The following is a 26,133-nucleotide window of genomic DNA, read 5'->3' on the forward strand; positions in this document are numbered from 1 at the left end:
CTAGGCCTTCGTTCCAAAACTCCGCAGCCGCAGCGAGTTGGCAACCACCAGGACTGAACTGGCTGCCATCGCGGCGCCGGCGATCATGGGATTAAGCAGGCCCAGCGCGGCCACCGGGATGCCCACGGCGTTGTAGAAGAACGCCCAGAACAGGTTGGTTTTGATGGTGGCCAGGGTCCTGCGGGAGAGTTCAATGGCCTGCACCACCTGCGACAGGTCGTTGCCCATCACGGTCAGGTCCGCCGCCTCGATGGCAACGTCGGTGCCTGATCCCATGGCAATCCCGAGATCGGCCTGGGCCAACGCCGCAGCATCGTTGACGCCATCGCCGGCCATCGCCACCGTGGCGCCGCCCGCCTGAAGCGTCTTCACCACTTCCACCTTGCCCTCGGGCAGCACCCCTGCGTAGACGTCTGCGGGATCAATGCCGACGGCGGCTGCCACCTGCGCGGCGACGGCGGCGTTGTCGCCGGTCAGCAGGAGGGGCCGCAGGCCCAGGGCCTTCATGCGTTCCACCGCGGAGGCTGAGCCGGGCTTGATGGTGTCGCGAAGGCTGATGATCCCGGCAACTGAGCCGTCTACCCCCACCCAGATGGCCGTGGCGCCGGTAGCTTCCGCCGCTGCCAGGGCCTGTGCCTGGATCGAGGTGATGGCGATACCGTTCTGCCCAAGCCAGCCGGTGCGTCCGGCGGTGACCTGCCTGCCTCCAACGGTTCCCGTGACACCGCCGCCCGGCGCCGACCGGAAGTCCCGCACCGCCGGCAGGTGTCCGCCGTCGTACGTTTCCGGGTGATCTCCGCGCGTTTCCTGGGCAGCAGCGGCGGCAATGGCGCGGGCCACCGGATGCTCCGAGGCCGCCTCGACGGAGCCCGCCAGCAGCAGGACTTCACGCTCCGCAAACCCCTCGAAGGCGAGGGTGGAATCCACCGCCAGCGCGCCGGTGGTGACGGTGCCGGTCTTGTCCAGCAGGATGGTGTCCACCGTCCGCGTGTCTTCAAGCACCTGCGGACCCTTGATCAGGATGCCCAGCTGTGCGCCACGGCCCGTCCCGGTGAGGAGGCCAACGGGAGTGGCGAGCCCCAGGGCGCACGGGCACGCGATCACCAGGACGGCGACGGCGGCCGTAAAGGCCGAACGCAGCCCCCCGCCCGGGGCTCCCGGACCAGCAACGAGGAGCCAGAGGACAAAGGTGAGCGCGGCGATGGCCAGGACCACGGGAACAAACACTGCGCTGATGCGGTCCGCGAGGCGGGCGATGGGAGCTTTGCCCGTCTGGGCCTGGGACACCAGGCGCGCCATCTGCGCCAGGGTAGTTTCCGAACCCACGCGGGTGGCCCTGACCAGCAGGCGGCCGGAGGTATTGATGGTGGCGCCGGTGACCTTGCTGTCCGGTCCCACCTCCACCGGCACTGACTCACCGGTCACCAGTGACGCGTCCACCGCAGATGACCCGTCGATAACAACGCCGTCCGTGGCAATTTTTTCGCCGGGACGGACCACCAGGACATCGCCTGCCTGGAGCTGTTCGGCCGGGATCCTCCGTTCCCGGCCGTCCTTGAGTATGGTGGCGTCCTTCGCGCCCAGGCTCAGGAGGGCGTGCAGGGCGTCGCCCGCCTTTTGCTTGGCGTTGGCTTCGAGATAGCGGCCCAGGAGCAGGAAAGTGGTGACAACGGCGGCCACCTCGAAATACAGGCCACCCTGCTCCATTCCCTCCATGCCGGGGTGCTGGGTCAGCAGGGGATCGGAGAACAGCTGCCAGGCTGAGAAAAGGTAGGCGGCGGCCACCCCGATCGACACCAGCGTGTCCATGGTTGACGCGAAGTGGCGGGCATTGATGGCGGCCGCACGGTGGAACGGCCAGGCAGCCCAGGTGACCACGGGCAGGGCCAGCGCGGCGGCCACCCAGCCCCACTGGGGGAACTGGAAGGCGGGGACCATCGAGATCAAGAAGACCGGCACCGTAAAGAGGGCGGCCAGGACCAGGCGCGGACGGAGGCGGGCACCTGCACCTTGGGCGCCATGTGAGGCGCCGCCGGTGACTTGCTCTGCATGCTCGCTCGTTCCTCGCTTAGACGCATGCTGCCGCAAGTCCCCGCCGTCACCGCTCGACGCTGACAGATTCAGTGTGCCAGTCTCGTACTGGGCGACAGTTCCTGGGACCGCGCGGATTTTGGCCTTATATCCTGCTGCCTCGACCGTGGCTGTGAGCTGCTCGTCGGTGATGCCCTCGGGGACTGTTACATGAGCGGATTCGAGGGGGAGGTTGACCAGGGCCTGGACGCCTTCGAGTTTGCCGAGCTTTTTTTCCACGCGGTTAACGCAGGATGCGCAGGTCATGCCCTCGATGTCGAGCTCCACCACCCGGTTTCCTGGCTGGTGGAGGAGGTCCTGGTTGCTCATGTGTTCCCTGTTCCTTGCTGGTATCAGTGCCGGTGCTTAGGCTTCGTTGGCAACCACCAGGTAGCCCGCTTCCGCAACTGCTTCGCCGATTTCGGACGGCGACAGATCGTCGCTGGAGGTGATGGTGACGGTAGAGATACCGCCGGCGTTGAGTTCGATGTCGACTGCCTCTACGCCTGCAAGGGCCTCAAGTTCTTCGCTGACGGCGGAGACGCAGTGGCCGCAGGTCATTCCGGAAACGCTGACAGTGGTGGTGGTAGGGGAGGTAGTGCTCATGGCTGCTCCTTGTTGTTCAGCCGGCACAGTGGGCCGGTTCGTTCGCCGGCGTTCGCCGGATGGCTGGTGATGTGGAATTCGGGGTTACCGCAGGAGCCGGCCGATGGCATCGGCGGCTTCCTTGACTTTGGCGTCGATCGCTTCTGCCCGCAGGCCCGGGTCCGGTTCGGCGGCGGCCCCCACGACGCAGTGGCCGATGTGCTCTTCCACGAGCCCCAGGCTGACGGCGTGCAGGGCTTTGGTGACGGCGGATACCTGGGTGAGGATGTCGATGCAGTACTTGTCCTCATCCACCATGCGGGCAATGCCGCGTACTTGGCCTTCTATGCGTTTGAGGCGCCGCAGATAGGCGTCCTTGTTCCCTGTGTAGCCGTGCTGGGCCCCTTCGTGGTCCGTGCCAGCTTCAACAGCTGCATCCGCCACTGCTTCTTCCGTTGCGCTCATGTTTTCAACGGTATACCCGGGAGGGGTACATCGCAAGTACCCCCTAGGGGTATTCGGCATATCCTGGGGCAACAAAAAAGCTCCGGAGTGCGTTATTGGGGGATACGCACTCCGGAGCAGCTCTTGGGCAAAACCGGCGTCCAAACTCCTTGGAACCGGCCTGCTTGATTCAGCTTACTGGGTGGTAGTCACCTCCGCCAGCACATCGAATAACTACTTTCGCTTTACTTTCTTCGCTCTTAATTCGGCTCGAACAGCATGATGCCGAAGGGTCAAGTCCGGTCCTCATGGGCCGGCATCCGGTAGGGAACTACGAGTACCGGGCGGCTCTGGTGGTGCACCAGCCACGCCCCAACCGACCCATTGAGTGCTTCGGTAAGCCGGTGGGTGAACCCCCGCTCCGAGGTGCCCACCACAATCATCGGTGCATCACTCTCTGCTGCAAGCCTGGCCAGGGCGCGGGCAGGATCACCCGCAAGGGTGCGGAATGTCCACTCTGTGCGCCCGGCTTCGGCTGGCACATGGGCCATCGCTGCTTCTATGGCACCCCGCAGCTCGGACGATACAGCCCTGATTTCGTCGTCGTCCGTGTCCGGGTGGAGGGAGAGCCGGTGGGCGGAGCGTGCAGGATCCCATTCCACCAGGTAGCTGGCCTCGTCAACGTAAGCGCAGAGCAACGGCCTTTTGAGGCGGGCGGCGAGGATCGCGGCGGTCTGCAGCACCTCAGGATGCTGCTTGGGCGCGATGCCTACCAGCAGGGGGGATGAACCGCTGAACCGATCTGATGTCATAGCTCATTCTCGGCCTCCCGGACAGCCTTTGAACAGGGCAATTAGTGTGGCCCGTCACGAAGCAGGTGAAGCCGTGACCACCACATTCTTGCCCCAGGGGTCCTCCGTGAAGCAGCTGATCAGAACCAGCCGGTTTGGCACGATGCTCCAAATGGGGCTGTCCTTAAGGCTGGACTTCACGTAGGTGGTCACGTTGTCCACCGTGTAGGGGATGGTGCCGGTTGCGGTGTCCACCTCAAACCTGTCGCCCACAGCCGCCGCTGAGCTCAAGTGGTTGAACGGTGCGTCGGCCCCTTCCCAGCTGTGTCCGATCACGTATGTGGTGTTTGTTGATCCCTGCCCCGGGCTCCCAAAGGGTGTCAGCCAGTAGCCGTCCTTGGTGGCCGGCGGCTCCACCGTTTGGCTGGCTTGGGCTGCAGCATCCACATCAAGCGGATGGACCGGAATGTCCAGCCCGGCGGAGGCATAGCGGATACGCAGTGGTTCAGCCGCTGCCGGTAGGGCCGGGGAAGGCGGCTGGAGAGGCAAGGGTGGCTGGAGGGCCGAATTGGCCAGGGCCTGCGCCTGCCCTTCAGCCGCCCCCGAGCCGTCTGCCCCGGTTCCGTCCGCCGCCTTGGTCCCCCCTGCCGCCGCCGTTTCCGTGGCCTTAGGGGCGGCGTCCCGGGAAACGATCCCGGCCGCCGGAGATCCCAGCACTGCACTGTTTCCGCCGGCAGCCACCTGCATGTGGTGGAAAAGCGGTGCGCCGAAGGTCAGGGACAGAAAGGCCAGAACCCCGAACAGGAGGATGGCCAGGTCTCCCCGGTTCCAGCTCCGCCGCCTGCGCTCCTTCCGGACCACGTGCCGCCTGCGCTCCTTCCGGACCACGTGCCGGCTGCGTTCCTTGAACATGCTGCTCCTCAACACTTGCAGGTAGAAAGGAAGGCGCCCCGCCGGGCACTGGCGGGACGCCTTCCTGTCAGGAAGCCGCGGTTTGCGGCGCAACCGGTGTCAGCCGGTTTGTTTCAATCGGCCAGGAGCTGCGTACGGCGGCTGCGGCGGAAAGCCACTGCCGCACCTGCTGCCAACAATGCGACCACGCCTGCCAGCCAGGACGGGCTGTTGGAGCCGCCCACCGCCGTCTGGGCGTTGTAGCCCTGGTTGGTCCCCAAGTTGGCCGTTGCTCCTGCGCCGGCAACTGCAGCGGCTTGCTGCCGGGGCTGGCTTACGGGCGGCTGGACAACCGCCGGGGTTTGAGGAACGACGACGGGCGCTGCTGCCGGCGGGACTGCAGCCGGCGGAACCACCGCGGCCTGCTGGACAGGGGTAACCACAGGAGTTTCCACGACGGGTGTGACTACCGCCGGAGGTTCGACGACGGGCGGTTCCACGACCGGCGGGTTCACCACGGGTGGGTCCACGACGGGTGGGTTCACGACGGGCGGCTCAACCACCGGTGGCTCCTCACCAGCCGGAAGTTCAGCACACTGCGCGATGTAAAGCAGCTTTCCGGCGTTCGTCCAATTCTTGCCTTCCGGTGCCTTCGGAGTCGGCGGGATGATGTCGGTGGCATGCTGATCATGGCCCCCGACGCCGTTGACGCTGAACTCCAGCGGTGTCCAGGTTGACCCGTCCGTATGGCAAACGACAACCCGCTCGGAGGCTGCGATGGCCGGCGCGGTGACGCTGATCATCCCCAGCCCCAGCCCCACAACCCCCAGAGTGGCAAAAGTACGTTTCATTGTTTTCTCCCCAGTGTGTATTGAACGGACCATGATGAGGAGGAGTAGCGATTGCGCCGAATGCCCCAGCAGCACGGTCAGCTTGCGTGAGATTTCAGGCTAGGCGGGCGGCAGGAACCAGTCGCGAGTAGGCGGTACTCGTCTTTCCGGGACAGCCGAAGTGCCGGTTACTTGTGGGTACCCGAAAATTCCGCAGCCCTACTTGCCCGCGCTCCCAATCCCTTGTAGCCCGCCGGACCCACGCCTAACGTTGAATTGGACGAAAGGGCGTGGACAGATGCAAATATTCATGTGGTGGCTGGACCTGGACCTCGCGAGCAAGGAGTGGCTGCGGGAGAACCTTCGTGCTGGGGAACTTCCGCTTCCGGTCCTCCAGGGGATCGCTGAGGCCGGTGGTCCCCATCCGGAGAACCCCGCGGCGGTGCTGACGGCGGCGGACTGGGACTTCATCGAGACGCAGTCGGAGTTCGTGGACTGACACCCCCAGCTGCGGTGTTCCACAGGACGACGTCCAAACCGTTGCCACCCTCCCGCCGCACTGGTTGCATGGGCGCATGGCAACCGAAGCGAGCTCCAACGGGGGAGTCCCTTTCCGCGACGACCTCAAGGGCGGGGAAAAGCGTCAGCAGAAATCATCCGGGGCAGGACGGTCTTCAATCCGCATAGGCTACCTCGTCCCGGAATTCCCCGGCCAAACACACATCATGTTTTGGCGGGAACTGCATGAGCTGAAACGTCTCGGTGCCCACGTCGACCAAGTGAGCACACGCGCCCCCGTAGTGCAGGTGCAATCCCACGAATGGAGCGCTGAAGCAAGGGCATCCACCACCTACCTCTTCCCGCTCCGTACATCAGCGCTGCTTGGTGCCCTGGGCAGGATGCTCGCCGCAGGCCCCGTGGCCTGGTCAAGCGCGGCGGTGCAGGTGTTCCGAAGTGAACGCACCCTGGGGACGCGCGGCCCACTTCTGGCTGCAGTCCTCCTCGGCGCCCGGCTGGCGCAGTTGTCCCGGCTGCGGCGCTGGGATCACATGCATGTTCATTCATGTGCGTCAGCTGCAGACGTGGCACGGTTCGCCCGGATCTTTGGCTCATGCCCGTTCAGCCTTACGTTGCATGGAGGGCTGTCTGATTACGGGCCAGACCAACAGGACAAATGGAGCGCTGCCAAGGCTGGAATCGTGATTACGGAGCAATTCCGCCGCGAGTTGCAAGCAGCTGTCTCAACGCTTCCCGCACGTCTTCCGCTCTGCGGAATGGGTGTTGGACTCTACCGGCTACGACGGCAAACGCCTTACGTCGCCTGGCGCGGTGAAGGCCAGATCAACCTGTTCTCCTGCGGAAGACTGAACCCGGCAAAAGGACATGCTGACCTCATCAAGGCGATAAAACTGCTGCGGGAGGACGGCCTTCCCGTCCACTGTGCCATCGCTGGCGAGGACGAGGCGGGCGGTAATGGATACAGGCGGGAACTGGAGAGGCTGATCCGCGAACTGGGCCTTGAGGGCACTGTGCAGCTCCTGGGTGCGTTACCGGAGACGGAAGTTATCCACCGGCTTCACAGGGCGCATGCATTCGTTCTGGCCAGCCTGGGCGAGCCCTTTGGCGTAGCGGTAATGGAGGCGATGGCTGCAGGCCTCCCAACGGTGGTCACAGATGCGGGAGGCAACCCGCAGCTGGTTCAAGACGGTACCGATGGCGTACTCTTCCCCGTCGCCGATCCCCCCTCCCTGGCTGCCGCCGTTTCCAGGGTTTTGCGCGATCCCGAGCTTGCCGAATCTCTCGCAGCCGCTGCTGCCGCTACCGCGGAGGCACGTGACCTCGCTCCCAACAGTGCTGAGGTGCTCTTGGAGCTGGCTGGGCCCATGACTGCCCGGTGAAAACCAGCACCACCATTTGGCGCTGTACCCCTAAAAACGTTGCGGCCTGCCCGGGGCGGTGGTTGCATGGTGGGCATGGCAACCCAAGGAAGTTTTGTCTTAGCGGTCGGAACCAAAAAAGGCCTGTGGCTGGCAACCAGCCCGGACAGGCGCGAATGGTCTTTCACCGGCCCGCATTTTCTGATGAGTGAGATTCCCAGCATTGGGATCGACACCCGGGAAGGCCGCACCCGGATCATGGTGGGTGTCCGGAACGAGCATTGGGGGCCAACGGTGGCCCACTCGGACGATCTCGGCGCCACGTGGTCCGAGCCCGAACAGGGTGCCATCACGTTTCCCGAAGACACGGGCGCCGCACTGGAACGCATCTGGCAGATTTATCCGGACGCGGAGTCCCGCCCCGGAGTGGTCTGGGCAGGTGCGGAACCTATCTCCGTGTGGAAGTCCACGGACGGCGGCGAACACTTCGAGCTGAACCGGGGCCTCTGGGACCACCCGCACCGCAGCGATTGGGGCGCCGGCTACGGCGGCGCGGCCGCCCATTCCATCGTGGTGCATCCCGCAGGTGAAACCGTCCACGTTGCCATGAGCACCGGCGGTGTCTACCGCTCGCTCGACGGCGGCACTTCCTGGGAGGCGCGCAACAAGGGGATCTGGGCCTACTTCATGCCCGATCCCAACCCCGAGTTTGGACAATGCGTGCACAAGATCGCGGCGGATGCCGCCGTCGACGGCCGCCTTTATGCCCAGAACCACCACGGTGTGTACCGCACGGATGACAACGCGGAGAGCTGGACCTCCATTGCCGAGGGCCTGCCGGCAGACTTCGGCTTCGTGATGCTGACCCACCCGCGGCGGGAAGGAACGGCCTGGGTGGTGCCGCTGAAGGCAGACGGCGAGCGTATCCCGCCCAACGGAGAACTGGCGGTCCACCGCACGGATGACGCCGGCGGCAGCTGGAGGAGGCTGGACAACGGGCTTCCCCGTGGCGAGTACAACAGCGTCCTGCGCGACGCCGCATCGGTGGATACGGCGGAGCCGGCAGGGGTCTACTTTGGAACACGCGGGGGTACGGTCTACGCCAGCGCCGACGAAGGGGAGACGTTTGCGGAAGTGGCGTCGCACTTGCCCGACGTCCTGTGCGTGCGGGCGGCAGTGGTGGCCGGTGCCTGACATTTCGGTGGTGCTTCCCAGCATCCTGCAGCCGCTGGCCGGCGGGCAGTCCGTCCTGACTGCGCCCGCCGACGGGCCCCTGACCGTGGCAAAACTGCTGGATTCCGTCACCGCCGACTTCGCCGTGCTGGGCAGGCGGCTCCGGGACGAGACGGGAGCCTTGCGGCGGTTCGTGAATGTCTACGTGGATGGTGACGAGGTGCGTCGGCTGCAGGGCCTGGACACTGAAGTGGCACCAGGCCAGGAGGTTCTGGTTATCCAGTCAGTGGCCGGCGGCTGACGCCACGGCCGGGGGCTCAAGCTTCGCAAGCTGCGGGCAGTCCTTACTGACTACACCCGCTGCCGCGGCCTGGTTTCTCCGGCGCTGCCGCGAGTCCGGCTCAGGCGACCCGCCATACGCTGCATTCGTCCGTATTGATTGCTTTGCGCAGGCCGGTAATCCTGTCCTGGATCCACACCACACCGATTCCCGGCGCTGTTTCCTGGACCCTGCCCCGGCGGATCACTACGTCATCGTAGGAAGGGCCAACCGAGAGGCGGGCTTCAATTTCATCGCCGCGGCGGAGCTGGTCCAATGTGCGGACCCGGGTTACATGGGCTGCTGCTTTCTTCAACATGGCGGGACCTCCTGGCTGGAGCTGGTGCCGGCTCTTGCCTGCACTACCAGTGTGGAGGGGCAATGTTGCGCCCTGGTTTCCTGATGGTTAGGCGCGGGTTAGTTCTTTGGGCCGGAGCTGTTTCCTGCCAACGGCGCTACGCCGCCTCGCGGTTCCGGTAGGCGGCGAGGAACGTTGAGATCCGGCGTACGGCTTCCTCGATGTCCAGGACGGACGGGAGGATCACAAACCGGAAGTGGTCCGGGGTGGGCCAGTTGAACGCCGAACCGTGGGATACCAGGATCTTCTGGTCCCTCAGCAGGTCCAGCACAAACTGCTCGTCGCTGGCGATCGGATAAAGCTCAGGGTCCAGCCGGGGAAACAGGTACATGGCCCCCTCTGCCGGGACGCAGGTGATGCCCGGGATGACGGTCAGCAGCTTGTGCGCGAGGTCCCGCTGTTCCCGGAGCCGGCCGCCCGGGCGCACCAGCGCCTCGATGCTCTGGTAGCCGCCCAGGCAGGTCTGGATAGCATGCTGGGCAGGAACGTTGGGGCACAACCTCAGGGATGCCAGCAGTTCCAGGCCCTCGCGGTACGCGGCGGTGGCGGCCAGGGGCCCGGTGACGGCAACCCACCCGGCGCGGTAGCCGGGCATCCGGTAGGCCTTGGACAGGCCGCTGAAGGTCAGGCAGCAAATGTCCTCGGCAACGGCCGCAGTGTGGATGTGCACGGCATCCCCGTAGAGCACCTTCTCGTAGATTTCGTCGGAAAAGAGGACCAGGTTGTGCTTCCGGGCCAGGGCGGCGAACTGCTCCAGGATGCGGCGGGGGTAGACGGCCCCGGTGGGGTTGTTCGGATTGATGATCACGATGCCCTTGGTCCGGCTGGTGATCTTTGCCTCGACATCGGCCATGTCCGGCCACCAGTTCTCTGCCTCGTCACACAGGTAATGGACAGGCGTTCCGCCGGTCAAGGTCACTGCTGCCGTCCACAGCGGGTAATCCGGTGCCGGGACCAGGATTTCGTCGCCGTTCTCCATAAAGGCCTGCAGGCACATGGAAATCAACTCGCTGACCCCATTGCCGATGAAGACGTCCTCCACGCCGATCTGCATCAGGCCGCGGGTCTGGTAATACTGCGAGATGGCCGTCCGTGCGGAGAAGATCCCCTTGGAGTCGCTGTAGCCCTGCGCGCCCCGCAGGTGGTGGATCATGTCCACCACCACCGATTCCGGCGTCTCCAGGCCGAACGGCGCAGTATCGCCCAGGTTCATCTTCAGGATCCGGTGGCCCTCCGCCTCCATGTTCTTGGCTGCCTGGAGGATCGGCCCGCGAAGTTCGTACCGGACGTTCTGGAGTTTGCTGGAATGTTGCATGGCGCGCATGGTTGATCTTTTCACAAACGCCCGCCTCCGGTGCCCCCGGTTACGGTGCCAGCCGGTCCCCTTTCCGGTGCACCCGGAGCCAGCGGAAACCGTAACGGCCCAGCTCCACCGTGAAGCCGCCGTCGGGCTCCAACGGCACGCTGCCGCCGTCGAACACGTCCAGCAGGGACGCATCCCTGAAAGCGCCCGCCGGTCCATCCGGGGCACCCGCCGAGGCAGTGACCTTCACCGGGTCCGCCCCCAGGTTGTGCAGGAGCACCAGCAGGCCGCCGTCCGAGCTGCAGGTGTGGGCGAAAACCGCCGGCTCGGGCTGATCGATGAGGGCGAAGCCGCCCCACCCCAGCTCGGCGTTCTCCCGGTACCGCAGGATCAGCGTGGCCATGAAGTTGAACAGCGAGTCCGGGTCCCGCCTGGCGGCTGCCGCGTTGACGTGTTCGGGGCCGTATTCTCCCCGTGCCAGGGGAACGGCCAGGTCCGCCGCCTTGGCCGTGGAAAAGCCCCCGTTTTTCCCGTCACTCCACTGCATGGGAGTGCGCACGGCGGCCCTGCTTTTGAGCCGGAGGTCCTCACCCATGCCGATCTCTTCCCCGTAGAACAGCACGGGGGTGCCGGGCAGGGAGAACATGAGTGAGTACACCATCCGCAGGCGTTCCTGGTCGCCGTCCAGCATCGGTGGAAGCCGGCGGCGCAGGCCGCGCCCATAGATCTGCATGTTCTTCGCGGGCCCGAAGGCGGCAAAAACCTCCCCGCGCTCGGCGTCCGTGAGTTTGTCCAGGGTGAGTTCGTCATGGTTGCGCACAAACATGGCCCACTGGTTGTCCGGGTGCAGCTGTGGACGGCTCTTGAGGGTCTCGGCCAGGGGCCGCGCATCCTGCCGGGCGAGCGAGAGGTAGAGGTGCTGCATGGACAGGAAGTCGAACTGCATGTTCAGTTCATTGCCCTCGGGGCCGCCGAAGTACTCCAGCTGTTCCTTGTACGGCAGGTTCACCTCGCCGAGCAGCACCGCGCTGCCGTTGCGGCGGTTAAGGAAGCTGCGCAATGCCGTGAGGTAGTCGTGCGGATCCCTGTTGGCAGCCTCGTCCTTGGGCTGGCCGCGGGTTTCGAGGAAGAAGGGCACGGCGTCCAGCCGGAAACCGTCCAGTCCCAGTTCCAGCCACAGGCCCATGGCCTTGGCAATCTCGTTGCGTACGGCGGGGTTGGTGACGTTCAGGTCCGGCTGGTGCTTGGCGAACATGTGCAGGTACCACTCGCCGGTGGCGTCATCCTTGTTCCACAGGGAGGTCTCCTCGCCGGGGAACACCACTTCAGCGGAGGTGTCCGGGGGTGTGTCGCTGCGCCACACGTAGTAGTCCCGGTACTTGTTGTCCTTGGACTTCCGGGCTTCGACGAACCAGGGGTGCTGGTCCGAGGTGTGATTCACCACGAAGTCGGCGATGACCCGCATGCCCCGGTCCCGGGCGGCGCGGATGAACTCCACCAGGTCACCCATGGTGCCCAGCCGGGGGTCAACGGTGAAGAAATCGGTGACGTCGTATCCATCGTCCCGGTCCGGCGACGGGTAGAACGGCATCAGCCAGATGCAGGTCACGCCCAGGGCTGCCAGGTAGTCCACGCGCTGGGTCAGGCCCGCGAAGTCGCCGCAGCCATCGCCGTCGTCGTCGAAAAATGTCTCCACGTCCAGGCAGTAGATCACTGCGTTCTTCCACCAGAGGTCCGATGTTTCGGCGAGCCTCATGCTGTTACGTCCGACGCCGGTTCGGCACCGGCCGCCGCGAACTGCGGGACCGCCGGGGTGCTGCTGCCGGGCGCGCGCAGCCGCGGCAGCACCTCCGCGGCAAACGTGTCGATGAACGGTGCCTGCTCCTGGCCCACGAAGTGCAGGTAAAGCTCGTCGAAGCCCAGGTCGGCATAGCCGCCGAGCCACTCCACGTGCCGGTCCAGGCTTGCCGAGACGTTGACCGTTGTGCGGACCTGCTCCGCTGTCACGTGTTCGCCCACCGCGTCGAAATGCCCGGCTGTGGGCAGGTCCCAGGGTATGGGCGGAGGGTAGGTGTTGGTGCGCCACTGGTCCAGGGCAACTGCCACCGCCTCGTCCTCGCTCCCGGCCCAGGACAAATGGACCTGCAGGACAGCTTTGCCCGTCCCGCCGTTGTCCCGGTAGGCGGCGAGCATCTCCTTGAGGGTGGCGGCTGGCTGGTTCACGGTGACCAGGCCGTCCGCCCAGGCCGCCGCACGCCGGGCCGTGTCCACACTGACGGCGGGCGCGATCAGCGGCGGCGGGGTCTCCGGGACGTCCCAGATCCGTGCCTGCTCCACTGTCACCAGGCCGCGGTGGGTGACCTCCTCGCCGCGGTGCAGCCGCCGGATCACCTCCACGCACTCCTCCAGCCGGCGCTGGCGCACGTCCTTGGCCGGCCAGCCGTCACCGGTGATGTGCTCGTTCATGTTCTCGCCGCTGCCCGGGGCGAACCAGAAGCGGCCCGGGAACATGCTGGCCAGGGTGGCGGACGCGTGGGCGATGATGGCCGGGTGGTACCGCTGGCCGGGCGCCGTCACCACGCCGAAGCGAAGACCGGTGGTGGCCAGCGCGGCTCCCAGCCAGGACCAGGCGAAGCCGGAGTGTCCCTGCCGCGCACTCCACGGCTCGAAGTGGTCCGAGCACATGGCCGCATCAAAGCCAGCGTGTTCTGCGTGCTGGACGTCCTTGAGCAGCTGGCCTGGGCTGATCTGTTCGTGGGAGGCGTGGAAGCCGACAGTAACCATCGTTAATCTCTACCTGTCCGGCGTGGGCTGTGTCGAGGGTTTCCCTCCGGTGGCAAGCCCCGCGGCGGGGCTGTTGATGGCAGGCCGGCACTTGTCAGATAAGTTTATAACTTGTAACACTGCGCTCGTCGTGAGCCTGCGCAGGCGGCGGAACGGGAAGGAAGTACCACTTGTGGGCGGTGTGCTGATCGGGCTGGCGGTGATCGGCGTCGTCATTGCGGTGGGCTACATTGCCGCGCGGTGCGGGCTGGGCGGGGAGCCCACTGTCTCGGCGCTGACGCGGACCGCCTTCTTCATCACCAACCCGGTGCTGCTATTTACGGTGGTGCTCGAATCCGATATCTCGGTGGTGTTCTCCGCCTACGTTCCGCTGGCCCTGATCACGGCAGCAGCCACGGCCCTGCTGTACGTCGTGGCCAGCCGCCTGTGGTTCCGCCGGCCGCTTGCCGAGACGGCCATCGGGGCCATGGCCAGTTCCTACGTCAACGCCAACAACATCGGCATCCCCATCACGTTGTACGCCCTGGGCGATGCAACCCCGGTGGCCCCCGTCCTGCTGGTCCAGCTGCTCCTGTTCGCCCCGCTGGTCCTCACCCTGCTGGACCTCTCCGAAGCACGGCGGTTCTCGCCGCGACTGCTGCTCACGCAGCCCTTCCGCAACCCCATGATCATTGCATCCCTGCTGGGCGTGGTCCTGGCCGCGCTGAACGTGAAACTTCCTGATCCGGTGATGGCGCCGCTGGCACTGCTGGGCGGCGCGGCCGTCCCGGTGGTCCTGCTGGCCTTCGGCATGTCCCTGCACGGGAGCCGGATGCTGCAAAGCGGTGGGCACACGGCGGAAATCCTTACCGCCACCGCGCTCAAGTCGGCGGTGATGCCGCTGGTGGCGTTCGTCGTCGGACGTTTCCTGTTCAACCTGGAGCACCACATGCTCCTGGGCGTGGTGCTGATGGCGGCGCTGCCCTCCGCCCAGAACGTGTTCCTGTTCGCCGGCAAGTACGGGCGCGGCGTTGCGGTGGCCAGGGAAACCATCCTTCTCTCGACGGCGGCGGCCGCCCCGGCCCTGATCCTCATCGTTTGGCTGCTGGCAGCGTAGCTCTGGTCTTCTACCAGCGGCAGTCTTCCGCCGGGGGAGGTTGCCGGGCAAGAATGGGCAGCATGGAACTTCCCGTGATGCCACCCGTCCCGCCCATGCTCGCCAAGGCCGTCAGCGGCATCCCTGAAGGAGACCTCAGCTACGAGCCCAAATGGGACGGGTTCCGGTCCATCATCTTCCGCGACGGCGACGAGCTGGAGATCGGCAGCCGCAACGAAAAGCCCATGACCCGCTACTTCCCCGAGCTCGTGAAGGCGCTGAAGGAGAATCTGCCGCCGCGGTGCGTGGTGGACGGTGAGATCATCCTGATCGGAACCTCGGGCGACCGGCTGGATTTCGACGCCCTCCAGCAGCGGATCCATCCCGCCGCCAGCCGGGTGAAGCTGCTGGCGGCGCAGACTCCGGCCTCGTTCGTGGCGTTTGACCTGCTGGCCCTGGGCGAGGATGACTACACCGGCCGGCCCTTCACGGAACGGCGGGCGGCACTCGAGAAGGCGCTCGCGGCCAGCAAGGCTCCCGTCCACCTCACTGCGGCCACCACGGACAAGGACACCGCCACCCAATGGTTCGAGCAGTTTGAAGGCGCGGGGCTGGACGGGGTGGTGGCCAAACGCCTGGACGGACGGTACGAGCCGGACAAGCGGGTGATGTTCAAAACCAAGCACGAGCGCACCGCCGACTGCGTGGTGGCCGGCTACCGCCTGCACAAGAGCGGGCCGGACGCCATCGGCTCGCTGCTGCTCGGCTTGTACAAGGACGACGGCGGCCTGGCCAGCGTGGGCGTGATCGGCGCGTTCCCCATGAAGCGCCGCCAGGAACTGTTCGAACAGCTTCAGCCGCTGGTCACCGACTTTGACAACCACCCCTGGGCCTGGGCAAAGCAGGAGGAAGGCGAACGGACTCCGCGCAACGCCGAAGGCAGCCGCTGGAGCGCCGGCAAGGACCTCTCCTTTGTGCCGCTGCGCCCGGAGCTGGTGGTGGAGGTCCGCTACGACCACATGGAAGGCGACAGGTTCCGGCACACCGCGCAGTTCAACCGCTGGCGGCCGGACCGGGAGCCGGAATCGTGCACCTATGGGCAGCTGGAGGAACCGGTCAGCTTTGACCTTGCCTCGGTGCTGGAGACCGGACGGCCGTAGCGTCCAGAACACTCCACAGCCCGTCCGCACGGCAGGGGATTGAGGCTTCCACCAGCGCCTGGCTGTGCGGGTGCCGCGGCGCCGCGAAGAAGTCTTTCGTTTCAGCCACTTCCACCACCTCGCCCTCAAGCAGGACAGCCACCCGGTCGCACATGTACCGGACCACATCCATGTCATGCGAGATCACGATGAGGGAGAGATTGTGTTCGCGCTGCAGCCGCAGGAGCAGTTTCAGGATAGTGCGCTGGGTCAGTGCGTCCAGGGCTGAGGTGGCCTCGTCGCAGATCAGGACCTGGGGTTCCAGCAGCAGGGCACGGGCAATGGTGGCCCGCTGCAGCTGCCCGCCGGAGCACTGGCCCGGCCGCTTGTCCAGGAGCGCCGCGTCCAGTTCCACCTCGGCCATCGCGGCGGCGATCCGCTCATCGCGCTCTTCCGGCGACAGGTCGCGGCGGGGGCGCAGCGGTGCCTGCAGGCTGGTGCGCAGCGTCATCCGCGGATCAAAGGCGCCGTGCGGTTCCTGGAATACCAGCTGCACCGCGGTGGCCTGCCGCGCGCCGGTTGCGTCCAGGTGCCGGGTAATGGATCCAGTGCTGGCAGTTTCCAGGCCGACGATGGCCTTGGCCAGGGTGCTTTTGCCTGAGCCCGACTGGCCCAGCACGCCCAGGATTTCTCCGCGCCGCAGGGTCAGCGAGACGTCCTGCAGCGCGGTATGCCCCGCTTTCCGCCGCGGCCCGAAATGCTTGCCCACCCTGTCCAGCACCAGGACGTCCCGTTCGGTAGACGGCGGACGACGGCGGGACTCGGGCGCCAGCCGTGCGGCGGCCAGCAGCTCGCGGGCGTAGGAGGTTTGCGGCCGCGTGAGCAGGTCACCGGCAGGACCGGCCTCCACAATGCTGCCGGCGTTCATCACCAGCACCCGGTCCGCATAGGCGGCCACGGACGCGATGTTGTGCGTGATGTACAGGATGCCCAGGCCGCGTTCCCGGCGTTCCCTGTCCAGCAGCTGCAGGATCTGGCGTTCGAGCACCTTGTCCAGCGCCGACGTCGGCTCATCCGCCAGCAGCATCCCAGGCTGGCCTGCCAGCGCCAGGGCCGTCATGGCGCGCTGCGCCATGCCTCCGGAGAGCTGGTGCGGATAGGCCCGGGCGCCCTTGGCCGGATCTGCGAAGCCCACTTCATCGAGCAGTTCCACGGCCTTGCTCAGTGCCTTGGCACCCCGCAGGCCGGCATGCAGGCGGAGGGGTTCCTTGAGGTGCTGCCCTATGGTCCGGTTCGGGTTGAACATCCGTTTGGGCTGCTGGAACAGCATCCCCAGCCTGCCGCCGCGCACGGAGTTGAGTTCCTGTTCTGACGCGCGGGTCAGGTCGAGGCCGCCGAGCCGGATGGAACCGCCGGTGATGCCCAGGCCCGCCGGCAGAAGCCGCAGGCAGGACATCGCCGTCAGTGTCTTGCCCGAACCGGAACTGCCTACCAGCGCAACGAACTCGCCGGGCTGCACGGACAGGGAGACATCGGAGAGCAGGGGCCTGCGGGAAGTCCCGCCGTCGGGCCCTTGATGGCCCACCTCCAGCCCCTCCAGGACCAGCCCCGGGTTCAGCGGGCTCATTTTTCCGCCGCCAGGGGCAGCAGCAAAGGTGCCTCGGCCATGTGCGCCGCGCGCTGGCCGATCAGGGTGACGCAGAGCGCCACGACAAAAATCACCAGGCCCGGCGCGAGGATCCCCATCGGTGCCCGGTCCGCGAAGGGCTGCGCGGCCGCCAGCATGGAACCCCAGTCGGACTGCGGCGGCTGGACGCCCAGGCCAAGGTAGGAGAGCGCACCCACACTGATGAGCAGGTGACCGAAGCGCAGGGTGGCCTGGCCCAGGATGGGCGCAGCGAGATGGGGCAGTACGTGCCGGAGGATGATGAACGACGGCGGGCAGCCCACCACGCGGGCGGCCTCCACAAAGCCGCGGGCTGAGACGTCGTACGCGAGGGTCCGGGCCAGGCGGGCGAAGGGTGTCCAGCCTGTCACTGTCAGTGCGAGCAGCAGCGGCCCGAAGCCCGTGCCCAGCGCCGCCACGATGAACAGGGCTACCACCATTTCCGGCAGGGCCAGCAGGACGTCGTTGCTGCGGGTCAGGAATTCATCCACCCAGCCCCTCCGGCGCGCGCTCAGGATCCCGATGGCCACGCCGAGCAGGCAGGTCAGCACCGTGGCCAGCGCCGCCACGGACATGGAGAACTGGCCGCCTTCGAGGATCCTGCTGAGGGTGTCCCGGCCCAGGTTGTCCGTTCCCAGCCAGTGCTTTGCCGATGGCCCGGCCAGGCGCTCGGCCAGGTTCTGCTGGGCTGGGGGATAGGGCGAGATCCAGGGCGCCAGCAACACAGCCAGCACAATAATGGCAAGGACGGCGGCGGCCACGGCGGAAACGGTGAACCGGCTACGCAAGGGTTCCTCCCACCGTGCGGCTGAGGAAACGGTGGACGAAGTCCGCCAGAGTGGTCACCCCGACGGCGAGGGCCACCACAACCACTACGCCGCCCTGGGCCAGCGGGATATCGCTGTTCACCACGGCGTCGAAGAGCAGCCTGCCCATCCCCGGCACGGCGAAAATAACCTCCACAATGACCGATCCGCCCAAGAGGCCGGCGAACCACACCGCGAACAGGGTGGATAACGGCACCAGGCCGTTCGGCACCACGTGGCGGAGGATCGCCTGGCCTTGGCTCAGGCCGCGGGCCCGGGCGGCCGGCACGTGCTCTGCCGCTGCCGCATCGACGATCCCGGCGCGGACCGCCGAGGTGAAGAAGCTGATGGGCCGCAGGGCAAGGGTCAGGGCTGGCAGCACCGCGGAGGAGAGGTCGTTCCAGCCGGCTGTGGGCAGGACTGAAAGTTTCAGCGCGAACACCAGGACCAGCACGGGTGCCACCCAGTATTCCGGCATGGCGATCAGGGCCTGGGTCACCGCTGTGATGGCCTTGTCCGCGCCGCTCCCGGGACGCAGTCCGGAAATGATTCCCAGCGGGAGTGACACGGCGGCGGCCAGGACCAGTGCCATGGCCACCAGGCTGAATGTGACGGACAGCGCCGGCAGCACCTGCTCCACCACTGGTGTGCGGCTGGCGAAGGACAGGCCCATGTCGCCGCTGAAGAAATCCCCGAGCCACCGGAGGTACTGGACGGCCAGGGGATCGTTCAGGCCCAGGCTCTCGCTGAGGCCCTGAACGGAAGCGTCATCAATGGCATCGCCCGCCACGCGTGAGCGGATAATCTTGCGCACCGGATCCCCGGGCGTGAAGTAGGGGATCAGGAAGACCGCAAAGGAGGACACCACAACAGCGGCCACCAGGGTGGCCGTCCGTTTGGTGATGAACTGGAGCATTCGCGGTGGGCTTCGGGAACTAGGACGCGGCCTTGGCGGTCTTCGCCGTCAAGACATAGCGGGACAGCGGGTCCTGGACGTAGCCAAGGACGTTGGTGCGGATCGCGTCCGTGGCCTGCTCGTTCACCAGCCAGGCGTTGACGGCCTTGTCCTGCAGGATCTGGCCGGCCTTGGCGTAAAGCTTGTAGCGCTCGGCGGTGTCCACGGTCTTGGCGGCGTCAGCAATGATCCGGTCGTACTCGGCGTCGCAGAAGTGGCTCAGGTTGTAGGTGCCTTTGCAGGTGTAGTCAGCGGTGAGGAAGCCGATGGGGTCGGCGATGTCGATCAGCCGGTTCCGCTGGCTGAGCAGCATGTCGTAGTTTCCAGCCAGGACATCCGGCTCCGCCGAGGCGTATTCCTTGGAGGTGATGGTCACCGGGATGCCGATGTTCTTCAGGTTCTCCTGCACAACGGCGGCGACGTCCGCAAATTCGGCGCGCTCCACGATGGCAACGATCTCGAGGGGCCGGTCCGCCGTGTAGCCGGCACTGGCGAGCAGCTTGCGGGCTTCCTCGATGTCCTGTTGCTGCTTGTCCTGGTTCCCGCCGGCCCAGGGCTCGGACGGCGCGAACGGTCCGGTGGCAGGCAGGGCCGCACCCTCGTAGACGCTCGCGGCCAGGGCGTCGAGGTCCAGCGCCTCCCGGATCGCTTTGCGGACCTCCACTTTGTCCAGCGGGGCGCGGCCGTTGTTCATGTACATGGTGGCGGTGCGGGGGGAATCGGCACCCAGGAGGGTGACGCCGTCGTCCGCTTTCAGCCCCGCGAGGCTTGCGACGGGGATGGACAGCGAGATGTCCGACTCGCCCGTCTGCACCTGGGCGGCGCGCGTGGGGCCGTTGGTGATGAACCGGACTTCGGCGCCGGCAAGCTGCACATCGCCGCCCCAGTAGTCCTCGTTGCGGTCCAGGGTGAGGGACTGCTTTGCCTTCTCCGAGACGGGGGCGAAGGGCCCGGTGCAGTGCCCGAACGGGTCCAGGCCTTCGGGCTTGTAGGCGGCCGGTGCCATGATGCCGGTGTTGACGCTGGCCAGCCGGTAGGGCACCAGCGGGTTCTCGGCGGGAGTGCTGACCCGAACAGTCTGGCCGTCCACTGCGGTGACACTGCTGATCATGGTGCGGTTGAAGGCGCGCGCCGGAACCTTCGCGTCGAGGACGTGGTTGAGCGCCGACACCACGGACTCGGCGGTGAGGTCGGTGCCGTCCTGGAACTTAACGCCCTGTCGGACGCTGAAATCCCAGTCCAGGGGTGAGGTCTGCTTCCACTCGGTGGCCAGGGACGGCAGGACCTTGCCTTCGGCCTGGTTGAAGGTGGTGAGCGTTTCCAGGCAGCCGGAGAGGGACAGGATGTACGCGGCGTCGGACTCAATGGCCCAGTTGGCCACCGGTGCGCGGAAATTGTCCACCACGATCCGCTGGCTGGTGTCCGCACTTGCGCTGGGCTGGGAGGCCTGGGTCTGGGTGCCGCTGAAACCGCAGCCGGTCAGGGTGAGGGCAGCGGCCGCGGCCAGAAGGACGCGGGGACGGAGGGAGGAGCGCACAGGTAACCGCCTAGCAGGGCTGCCGCGGGGAAGGGCAGGAATAAAAAGGGGACGGACTTAGGGTAGCCTTCCCTTCCGCGAAAGCGTGAATTGGTGACTCTGCTGTTCAGCTGGAGGGGCGTTGGTGCCGGAACAGCCCGGTTTATGAAAAGGAAAGCCCGCCATTTGGGGGAATGGCGGGCTGTCCGGTCTAAAAACCGGGCTGGAATGGCGTCCGGTCGAGCAGAAAGGCTACTTCACGCCGAGCTGCTTGGTGGGGATCTTGAAGGACTCCTTGGCGGTCAGTGCGGAGACGGCGGCCACCACGCAGATGACGGCGGTGAAGATGCTGATCTGGACCCAGCCGCCGGGCTTGATGCCGCCCATGGCTGCCACGATTGCCGGTGCGAACCCTGCCATCAGGAAGCCCAGCTGGGTGCCGATGGCCAGGCCGGAGAAGCGGACCTTGGTGCTGAACATCTCGGCGTAGAAGGACGGCCAGACGGCGTTGGAGGCGGCGTAACCGCAGGAGAAGAAGCCGATGGCGGCCAGGAACATCAGCGGCACGCTGCCGGATTCCAGGCTCAGCAGGAACAGAGGCGTCAGGGCTGCGCTGGCAAGGGCGCCATAGATGTAGACGGGCTTGCGGCCGATCTTGTCTGCCAGCATGCCGAACAGGGGCTGGGTGCCCAGGGCCACCACGTTGGCGGCCACCACAAGCCAGAGGGTGGTGGTGCCGTCCACGCCGGCAACGGTCTTGGCGTAGCTGATGGCGAGGGTGCCGAACACTGTGGAGACTGCGGCGATGAAGGCGCAGCAGATCACGCGGAGGACATCGCGCCAGTGGCCCTTGAGCAGATCGGCGACCGGGAGCTTGGAGATCTGGGCGGTCTTCTGGGCTTCCTCGAAGGCCGGCGGCTCATGCAGGGTGCGGCGAATAAAGAACGCAACGATCACCACAACGGCGCTCAACCAGAAGGGGATGCGCCAGCCGATGCCGTACTTGATCTCGTCCGGGAGGGCCAGGACGGGGATGAAGACCAGGGCGGCGAGGATCTGGCCGCCCTGGGTGCCGGTGAGGGTCCAGGACGTAAAGAAGGAGCGGCGGTTGTCCGGGGCGTGTTCCAGTGTCATGGAGGAGGCGCCGGCCTGCTCGCCTGCAGCGGAGAGACCCTGGCAGAGCCGGGCGAGGACCAGCAGGGCCGGAGCCCACCAGCCGACGGTGTTGAAGTCCGGCAGGCAGCCGATTACGAAGGTGGAAGCGCCCATCAGGAGGAGGGTGAACATCAGGACCTTCCGCCGGCCCACCCTGTCGCCGAAGTGGCCCAGGATGACGGCACCCACCGGGCGTGCCACGTAGGCGAAGCCGAAGGTGGCGAAGGACATGATGGCCGCATTCGCGTCAGCATTCGGGAAGAAGACCGTGGGAAAGATCAGGGCGGCGGCGGAACCGAAGATGAAGAAGTCGTAGTATTCGACGGCGCTGCCCAGGAAGCTTGCGAGGGCTGCCTTCTTCGGCGTCCCGGCCGGGGCAACAATGCCTGGCTCAGCGGACGGAAGTATCTGGCTCATGGAGTTCCTTTTGATGTGACGACTTTGTCGCGGATGGATCGGGGGCTTCAGCCGGCGAGGCCTGGGTCAAGGCGTGGCGCTGTACGGCTGCAGTGGCGGGAGAACCCGGACAGTAGCCACATGGTGGGAGCTACTTGTGCGATACAGCAATGATGGCTGTGAGGGCAGTCACTTGTCAACAAAATAATCATCTAGTAGCAATAGCTCTCACAATGTGGCAACATCGAGGTATGAGTGTGAACCAAACCACAGCGCCCGATGATGTTGCCGCTGACGAAAGCCCGGCCAAAGCGGGCCGATCAGCTGACCGCACGGACATGGTGGGCAAGGCCCTCGGCCTGCTGGTCCTCCTGGGCGATGAACCCCGCGGCGCGAGTGCTGCGGAGATCTCCCGCCGGGCCCAGCTGCCTTTCAGCACCACGTACCGCCTCCTCGGCTCCCTGACGCGGGACGGCTTTGTGGACTACGAGCCGGATGGCCGCCGCTACCACTTGGGCCTGCGGATCTTCCAGTTGGGCCAGCGCGTTTCCAATCATCACGGCTTCGCCGGAACCGCCCTGCCTGTCCTGCGGCGGGTGACCGAGCAGACGGGGGAGGCCACTATCCTCAGCGTCCGGGACGGCCACCACCACCTCACCGTGAACAAGGTGGACGGCCCGCAGATGTTCCGGGTGACCAGCGATCCGGGCCATCTGGGCTCGCTCTCCACCACCGCCGTCGGCAAGGCGCTGGTGGCGTTTGCGGAGGACGCCGAGCGGGAAAAGCTGCTGGCAGAGCTTCCGCTGGAGCCCCTCACGGAAAAGTCCATCACGGACCGGGATGCCTTCCGTGCCGAAATTGAGCTGGTCCGCCGCCGCGGATTTGCCGTGATGGACGAGGAGAACGAGGCGGGCATGCGGGCCGTCGCCGTTCCGCTGCTCAACAGCCAGGGGCACGCGTTCGCTTCCCTGGCCACTGCAGTCCCGGTCTTCCGCCTCAGCCTGGAAGGGCTGGAGGCGCACGTGCCACTGCTTCAGGAAGCGGCGGCCGAGCTTGCTGCCCGCCTGCCCCAGCGCTAGCCGCAACTTTGTTTTGTTCGTATGTAGAACAACAGTGCGGAACGTGAACAAATGATGTACCGTAATTTCCATCACCCCGGCAGCGCACCCTCTGCAAGGAAGCTGCCCGGTGCCGTATCAAAGGAGCTGCACGGATGAGCAATCGAACTGAGTCCTACCTGGTGGGACTGGTCGGCGATGGCGTGATGCCGTCACTCACTCCGCCCATGCACGAACGCGAAGGGGACGTGCAGGGCCTGCGATACCTGTACCGGCCCATCGACCTGCTGGAGCTTGGCCTTCCCGGCGAATCCGTGGGCCAGCTGCTCCAGAGCGCCCGCAGCCTTGGCTTCAACGGCCTGAACATCACCCACCCCTGCAAGCAGCTGGTCCTGCAGCACCTGGATGAGGTGTCCCCGGACGCCCTGCGGCTGGGTGCGGTCAACACCGTGGTGATCGAGGACGGCCGGTTCATCGGCCACAACACCGACTTTTCCGGCTTCGCCGGCGCCCTCGCCGCCGGACTTCCGGGCGCGAACCTGGACCACGTAGTCCAGCTGGGTGCCGGCGGTGCCGGCTCGGCTGTCGCCTACGCCCTGCTCACCGCCGGGGTCCGCCACCTGGACCTGGTGGACATGGACGCCGCCCGCGGCGCCGCCCGGGCCGCCGAGCTGGCCGGGTTCTTCCCGGACAGCACCGTGACGGCACGCACGACGACGGAGCTGCCGCAGCTGATGCCCCTGGCCGACGGACTGGTGCACTGCACTCCCGTGGGCATGGCCGCCCATCCCGGGCTCCCCCTGGACCTGGACCTGCTTGAGTCCCGCCACTGGGTGGCGGATATCGTCTACCGCCCCATCGATACCGAGCTGGTCCGGGGCGCCCGGGCCAAGGGCTGCGAGGTTCTTGACGGCGGCCGGATGGCAGTGGGCCAGGCCGCGGACGCCTTCCGCATCTTCACGGGCCTGGAAGCCGACCCGGACCGGATGCGCAGCCACTTCCTGGAGCTTGTGGCGGCCGAAGAGGTGGCCGCCTGATGCGCACCGGAATCGCCACAGTCTGCCTGTCCGGCACGCTCAAGGAAAAGATGCAGGCCTGCGCCATCGCCGGGTTCGACGGCATCGAGATCTTCGAACAGGACCTGGTCATCTCGCCGCTGAGCCCCGAAGACGTGCGCACCATGGCCGCCGACCTCGGCCTGGGCCTGGACCTTTACCAGCCCTTCCGGGATTTCGACGGCGTCACGCCGGACCTGCTGAAGGCCAACCTCCGCCGCGCCGAGGCGAAGTTCAAGCTGATGTCCCGGCTGGGTATGGACACCATCCTGGTCTGCTCAAACGTTGCCACCGCCACCATAGACGACGACGGCCTCCGCGCCGAACAGCTCTCCGAACTCGCGGAGCTGGCCGGGGACCACGGCGTCAAGGTTGCGTACGAGGCCCTCGCCTGGGGCAAGTACGTCAACGACTACGAGCACGCCTACCGCCTGGTGGAGATGGTGGACCACCCCAATTTCGGTACCTGCCTGGACTCCTTCCACATCCTCTCCCGCGACTGGGACACCGCGCCGATCGAGAAGATCAACGCGGACAAGATCTTTTTTGTCCAGGTGGCCGACGCCCCCAAACTTTCCATGGACGTGCTGTCGTGGAGCCGCCACTACCGCGTGTTCCCCGGCGAAGGGCAGTTCGAGCTCGCCAAATTCATGGGCCACGTGGTCCGCGCCGGCTACACCGGCCCGGTTTCGCTGGAAGTCTTCAATGACGTCTTCCGCCAGTCCGACGTCGAACGCACCGCCGTGGACGCGATGCGATCGCTGATCTGGCTTGAGGAGCAGAGCGCCAAATGGCTAGGCACCGAAGGGGCGCCGGGCAACGGCGCCGCCCTCCGCCGTCATTATCCCATGGAACTGGCCACGCTGCCCAAGGTGAACGAACCCGCAGGCTTCAATTTTGCCGAGGTGAAAGCGGACGATACCGCCCGGCTCGAGAAGCTCCTGGGCCAGCTCGGCTTCGCCTTCGAAGGCCGGCACCGCACCAAGGACGTCCAGCTGTGGACCATGGGGCAGGCGCGGGTGATCATCAACGAGCAGGCCGCTCAGCACGCCGAGCCGGCCATCGCCGCGTTGGGGTTCGACGTCGATTCGCCCGTTATTGCCTCTGCCCGGGCCCAGCAGCTCAAGGCCCCGGTGGTGGCCCGCAAGGTCCAGGCCGACGAGGAAGTGTTCCAGGGCATCTCCGCCCCGGACTCCACCGAGATCTTCCTGTGCCAAGGCAGCCCCGACGGCACCGCCGCATGGACGCACGAGTTCGGGGAAGGGCTGGAACACCCGTCCACGGGAGCCAGCGCGATGATCGACCACGTAAACCTGGCCCAGCCGTGGCAGCACTTCGACGAGGCCGTCCTCTTCTACACCAGCGCCCTGGCCCTGGAACCGCAGCCGTTCGCGGAAGTTCCGAGCCCCAGCGGCCTGGTGCGCTCGCAGGTCATGCAGACGTCCGACGGCGCGGTGCGGCTGGTCCTGAACCTCGCCCCGGTGCAGCAAGCACCCGTGCAGCAGTCGCCGGCCCGGCAGGCGCGCAAAACCTACCAGGAGCACATCGCCTTCGCCGTGGACGACCTTGTTTCCACTGCACGGTCCGCCCGGGATCGCGGCCTTGAGTTCCTGCAGATTCCCGCCAACTACTACGAGGACCTGGACGCCCGCTTCGACCTTGAACCGGGATTCCTGGCCACCCTCCAGGAGCTGAACCTCCTGTACGACCGGGACGCCACCGGGGAATTCCTCCATTTCTACACCGCCACCGTTGGCAGTGTGTTCTTCGAAATGGTGGAACGCCGCGGCAACTATGACGGCTACGGAGCGCCCAACGCTCCGGTCCGCCACGCCGTCCAGTACGACCTCGCCCGCCCCTGACACCACACCCAACCCGCCCTACGAA

At 66.2% G+C, this 26,133-nt stretch carries 24 protein-coding genes; 9 read left to right on the forward strand and 15 right to left on the reverse strand.

Translation table 11 applies throughout. The features are described from left to right. The 6 genes from FNL14_RS02290 to FNL14_RS23210 form a co-directional block, all read right to left on the reverse strand. Positions 1–2,400: a cation-translocating P-type ATPase gene (locus FNL14_RS02290; protein WP_142057323.1), complete on the reverse strand. Its 2,400-nt coding sequence runs from the start codon at positions 2,398–2,400 to the stop codon at positions 1–3. A gap of 36 nt (positions 2,401–2,436) precedes the next feature. Next, complete coding sequence (locus FNL14_RS02295; RefSeq protein WP_091419470.1) at positions 2,437–2,676, reverse strand: heavy-metal-associated domain-containing protein; 240 nt, start codon at positions 2,674–2,676, stop codon at positions 2,437–2,439. 84 nt (positions 2,677–2,760) lie between these two features. Continuing rightward, complete coding sequence (locus tag FNL14_RS02300; protein WP_091419471.1) at positions 2,761–3,120, reverse strand: metal-sensitive transcriptional regulator; 360 nt, start codon at positions 3,118–3,120, stop codon at positions 2,761–2,763. Positions 3,121–3,392: 272 nt separating this feature from the next. Next, positions 3,393–3,911, reverse strand: coding sequence for a universal stress protein (locus FNL14_RS02305; protein ID WP_142057325.1), 519 nt, complete (start codon positions 3,909–3,911; stop codon positions 3,393–3,395). Positions 3,912–3,965: 54 nt separating this feature from the next. Then, positions 3,966–4,802 carry a class F sortase gene (locus tag FNL14_RS02310; protein WP_255470675.1) on the reverse strand — a complete coding sequence of 279 codons (837 nt, stop codon included), beginning with the start codon at positions 4,800–4,802 and terminating at the stop codon, positions 3,966–3,968. A 113-nt stretch (positions 4,803–4,915) separates the two neighbouring features. Beyond that, positions 4,916–5,632, reverse strand: coding sequence for a hypothetical protein (locus FNL14_RS23210; RefSeq protein ID WP_255470676.1), 717 nt, complete (start codon positions 5,630–5,632; stop codon positions 4,916–4,918). 277 nt (positions 5,633–5,909) lie between these two features. Here FNL14_RS23210 and FNL14_RS02320 point away from each other — a divergent pair, with 277 nt between their 5' ends. The 4 genes from FNL14_RS02320 to FNL14_RS02335 all read left to right on the forward strand — a co-directional run bounded on the left by FNL14_RS02320 (position 5,910) and on the right by FNL14_RS02335 (position 8,962). Beyond that, on the forward strand, positions 5,910–6,110 hold the full coding sequence (locus FNL14_RS02320; RefSeq protein WP_091419476.1) for a hypothetical protein: 201 nt from the start codon (positions 5,910–5,912) through the stop codon (positions 6,108–6,110). A gap of 76 nt (positions 6,111–6,186) precedes the next feature. Beyond that, positions 6,187–7,509 (forward strand): exopolysaccharide biosynthesis GT4 family glycosyltransferase EpsE, encoded by a 1,323-nt coding sequence (gene epsE, locus FNL14_RS02325; RefSeq protein WP_142057327.1) that lies wholly within the window; start codon positions 6,187–6,189, stop codon positions 7,507–7,509. A gap of 66 nt (positions 7,510–7,575) precedes the next feature. After that, the gene (locus FNL14_RS02330) at positions 7,576–8,682 is read left to right on the forward strand and encodes an exo-alpha-sialidase (RefSeq protein ID WP_142057329.1); all 1,107 of its coding nucleotides are present in this window, start codon (positions 7,576–7,578) and stop codon (positions 8,680–8,682) included. Beyond that, positions 8,675–8,962 (forward strand): MoaD/ThiS family protein, encoded by a 288-nt coding sequence (locus FNL14_RS02335; protein WP_142057331.1) that lies wholly within the window; start codon positions 8,675–8,677, stop codon positions 8,960–8,962. Before FNL14_RS02330 ends, FNL14_RS02335 begins: the two co-directional genes overlap by 8 nt. Before the next feature lie 100 nt (positions 8,963–9,062). Here the strand turns inward: FNL14_RS02335 and FNL14_RS02340 are convergent, their stop codons facing one another. The 4 genes from FNL14_RS02340 to FNL14_RS02355 all read right to left on the reverse strand — a co-directional run bounded on the left by FNL14_RS02340 (position 9,063) and on the right by FNL14_RS02355 (position 13,425). Beyond that, the gene (locus FNL14_RS02340; protein WP_091419481.1) at positions 9,063–9,299 is read right to left on the reverse strand and encodes a hypothetical protein; all 237 of its coding nucleotides are present in this window, start codon (positions 9,297–9,299) and stop codon (positions 9,063–9,065) included. Positions 9,300–9,435: 136 nt separating this feature from the next. Further along, complete coding sequence (locus FNL14_RS02345) at positions 9,436–10,662, reverse strand: pyridoxal phosphate-dependent aminotransferase (protein ID WP_142057333.1); 1,227 nt, start codon at positions 10,660–10,662, stop codon at positions 9,436–9,438. A 40-nt stretch (positions 10,663–10,702) separates the two neighbouring features. Then, complete coding sequence (locus FNL14_RS02350; protein ID WP_142057335.1) at positions 10,703–12,397, reverse strand: alpha-amylase family protein; 1,695 nt, start codon at positions 12,395–12,397, stop codon at positions 10,703–10,705. Beyond that, a complete protein-coding gene (locus FNL14_RS02355) occupies positions 12,394–13,425 on the reverse strand; it encodes a TIGR03885 family FMN-dependent LLM class oxidoreductase (RefSeq protein WP_142057337.1) in 1,032 nt (343 codons plus the stop codon). Before FNL14_RS02355 ends, FNL14_RS02350 begins: the two co-directional genes overlap by 4 nt. A 172-nt stretch (positions 13,426–13,597) precedes the next feature. Between FNL14_RS02355 and FNL14_RS02360 the strand changes: the two genes are divergently transcribed. Next, positions 13,598–14,521: an AEC family transporter gene (locus tag FNL14_RS02360; protein WP_142057443.1), complete on the forward strand. Its 924-nt coding sequence runs from the start codon at positions 13,598–13,600 to the stop codon at positions 14,519–14,521. Positions 14,522–14,583: 62 nt separating this feature from the next. Continuing rightward, positions 14,584–15,660 carry an ATP-dependent DNA ligase gene (locus tag FNL14_RS02365; protein ID WP_142057339.1) on the forward strand — a complete coding sequence of 359 codons (1,077 nt, stop codon included), beginning with the start codon at positions 14,584–14,586 and terminating at the stop codon, positions 15,658–15,660. Here FNL14_RS02365 and nikE read toward each other — a convergent pair. The 5 genes from nikE to FNL14_RS02390 form a co-directional block, all read right to left on the reverse strand. After that, positions 15,617–17,266 (reverse strand): ABC transporter ATP-binding protein, encoded by a 1,650-nt coding sequence (nikE, locus tag FNL14_RS02370; protein WP_142057341.1) that lies wholly within the window; start codon positions 17,264–17,266, stop codon positions 15,617–15,619. The two genes, FNL14_RS02365 and nikE, sit on opposite strands and share 44 nt — an antisense overlap. Then, a complete protein-coding gene (locus FNL14_RS02375; RefSeq protein WP_142057343.1) occupies positions 17,263–18,093 on the reverse strand; it encodes an ABC transporter permease in 831 nt (276 codons plus the stop codon). The genes nikE and FNL14_RS02375 overlap by 4 nt, the downstream gene beginning before the upstream one ends. Then, positions 18,086–19,027: an ABC transporter permease gene (locus FNL14_RS02380; RefSeq protein ID WP_142057345.1), complete on the reverse strand. Its 942-nt coding sequence runs from the start codon at positions 19,025–19,027 to the stop codon at positions 18,086–18,088. Before FNL14_RS02380 ends, FNL14_RS02375 begins: the two co-directional genes overlap by 8 nt. Before the next feature lie 19 nt (positions 19,028–19,046). Beyond that, positions 19,047–20,603 (reverse strand): ABC transporter substrate-binding protein, encoded by a 1,557-nt coding sequence (locus FNL14_RS02385; protein ID WP_142057347.1) that lies wholly within the window; start codon positions 20,601–20,603, stop codon positions 19,047–19,049. A gap of 231 nt (positions 20,604–20,834) precedes the next feature. Next, positions 20,835–22,154: an MFS transporter gene (locus tag FNL14_RS02390; RefSeq protein ID WP_142057349.1), complete on the reverse strand. Its 1,320-nt coding sequence runs from the start codon at positions 22,152–22,154 to the stop codon at positions 20,835–20,837. 230 nt (positions 22,155–22,384) lie between these two features. On the opposite strand from FNL14_RS02390, the gene FNL14_RS02395 reads away from it, so the two are divergent. The 3 genes from FNL14_RS02395 (at position 22,385) to FNL14_RS02405 (ending at position 26,108) form a co-directional block, all read left to right on the forward strand. Next, positions 22,385–23,212 carry an IclR family transcriptional regulator gene (locus FNL14_RS02395; protein WP_170850787.1) on the forward strand — a complete coding sequence of 276 codons (828 nt, stop codon included), beginning with the start codon at positions 22,385–22,387 and terminating at the stop codon, positions 23,210–23,212. Between the two features lie 134 nt (positions 23,213–23,346). Further along, on the forward strand, positions 23,347–24,228 hold the full coding sequence (locus tag FNL14_RS02400) for a shikimate dehydrogenase (protein WP_142057351.1): 882 nt from the start codon (positions 23,347–23,349) through the stop codon (positions 24,226–24,228). Then, positions 24,228–26,108 carry a bifunctional sugar phosphate isomerase/epimerase/4-hydroxyphenylpyruvate dioxygenase family protein gene (locus FNL14_RS02405; protein ID WP_142057353.1) on the forward strand — a complete coding sequence of 627 codons (1,881 nt, stop codon included), beginning with the start codon at positions 24,228–24,230 and terminating at the stop codon, positions 26,106–26,108. Before FNL14_RS02400 ends, FNL14_RS02405 begins: the two co-directional genes overlap by 1 nt. The last annotated feature ends 25 nt before the right edge of the window (positions 26,109–26,133 follow it).

The organism is Pseudarthrobacter sp. B4EP4b (genome assembly GCF_006680095.1).
Taxonomy (GTDB): domain Bacteria; phylum Actinomycetota; class Actinomycetes; order Actinomycetales; family Micrococcaceae; genus Arthrobacter.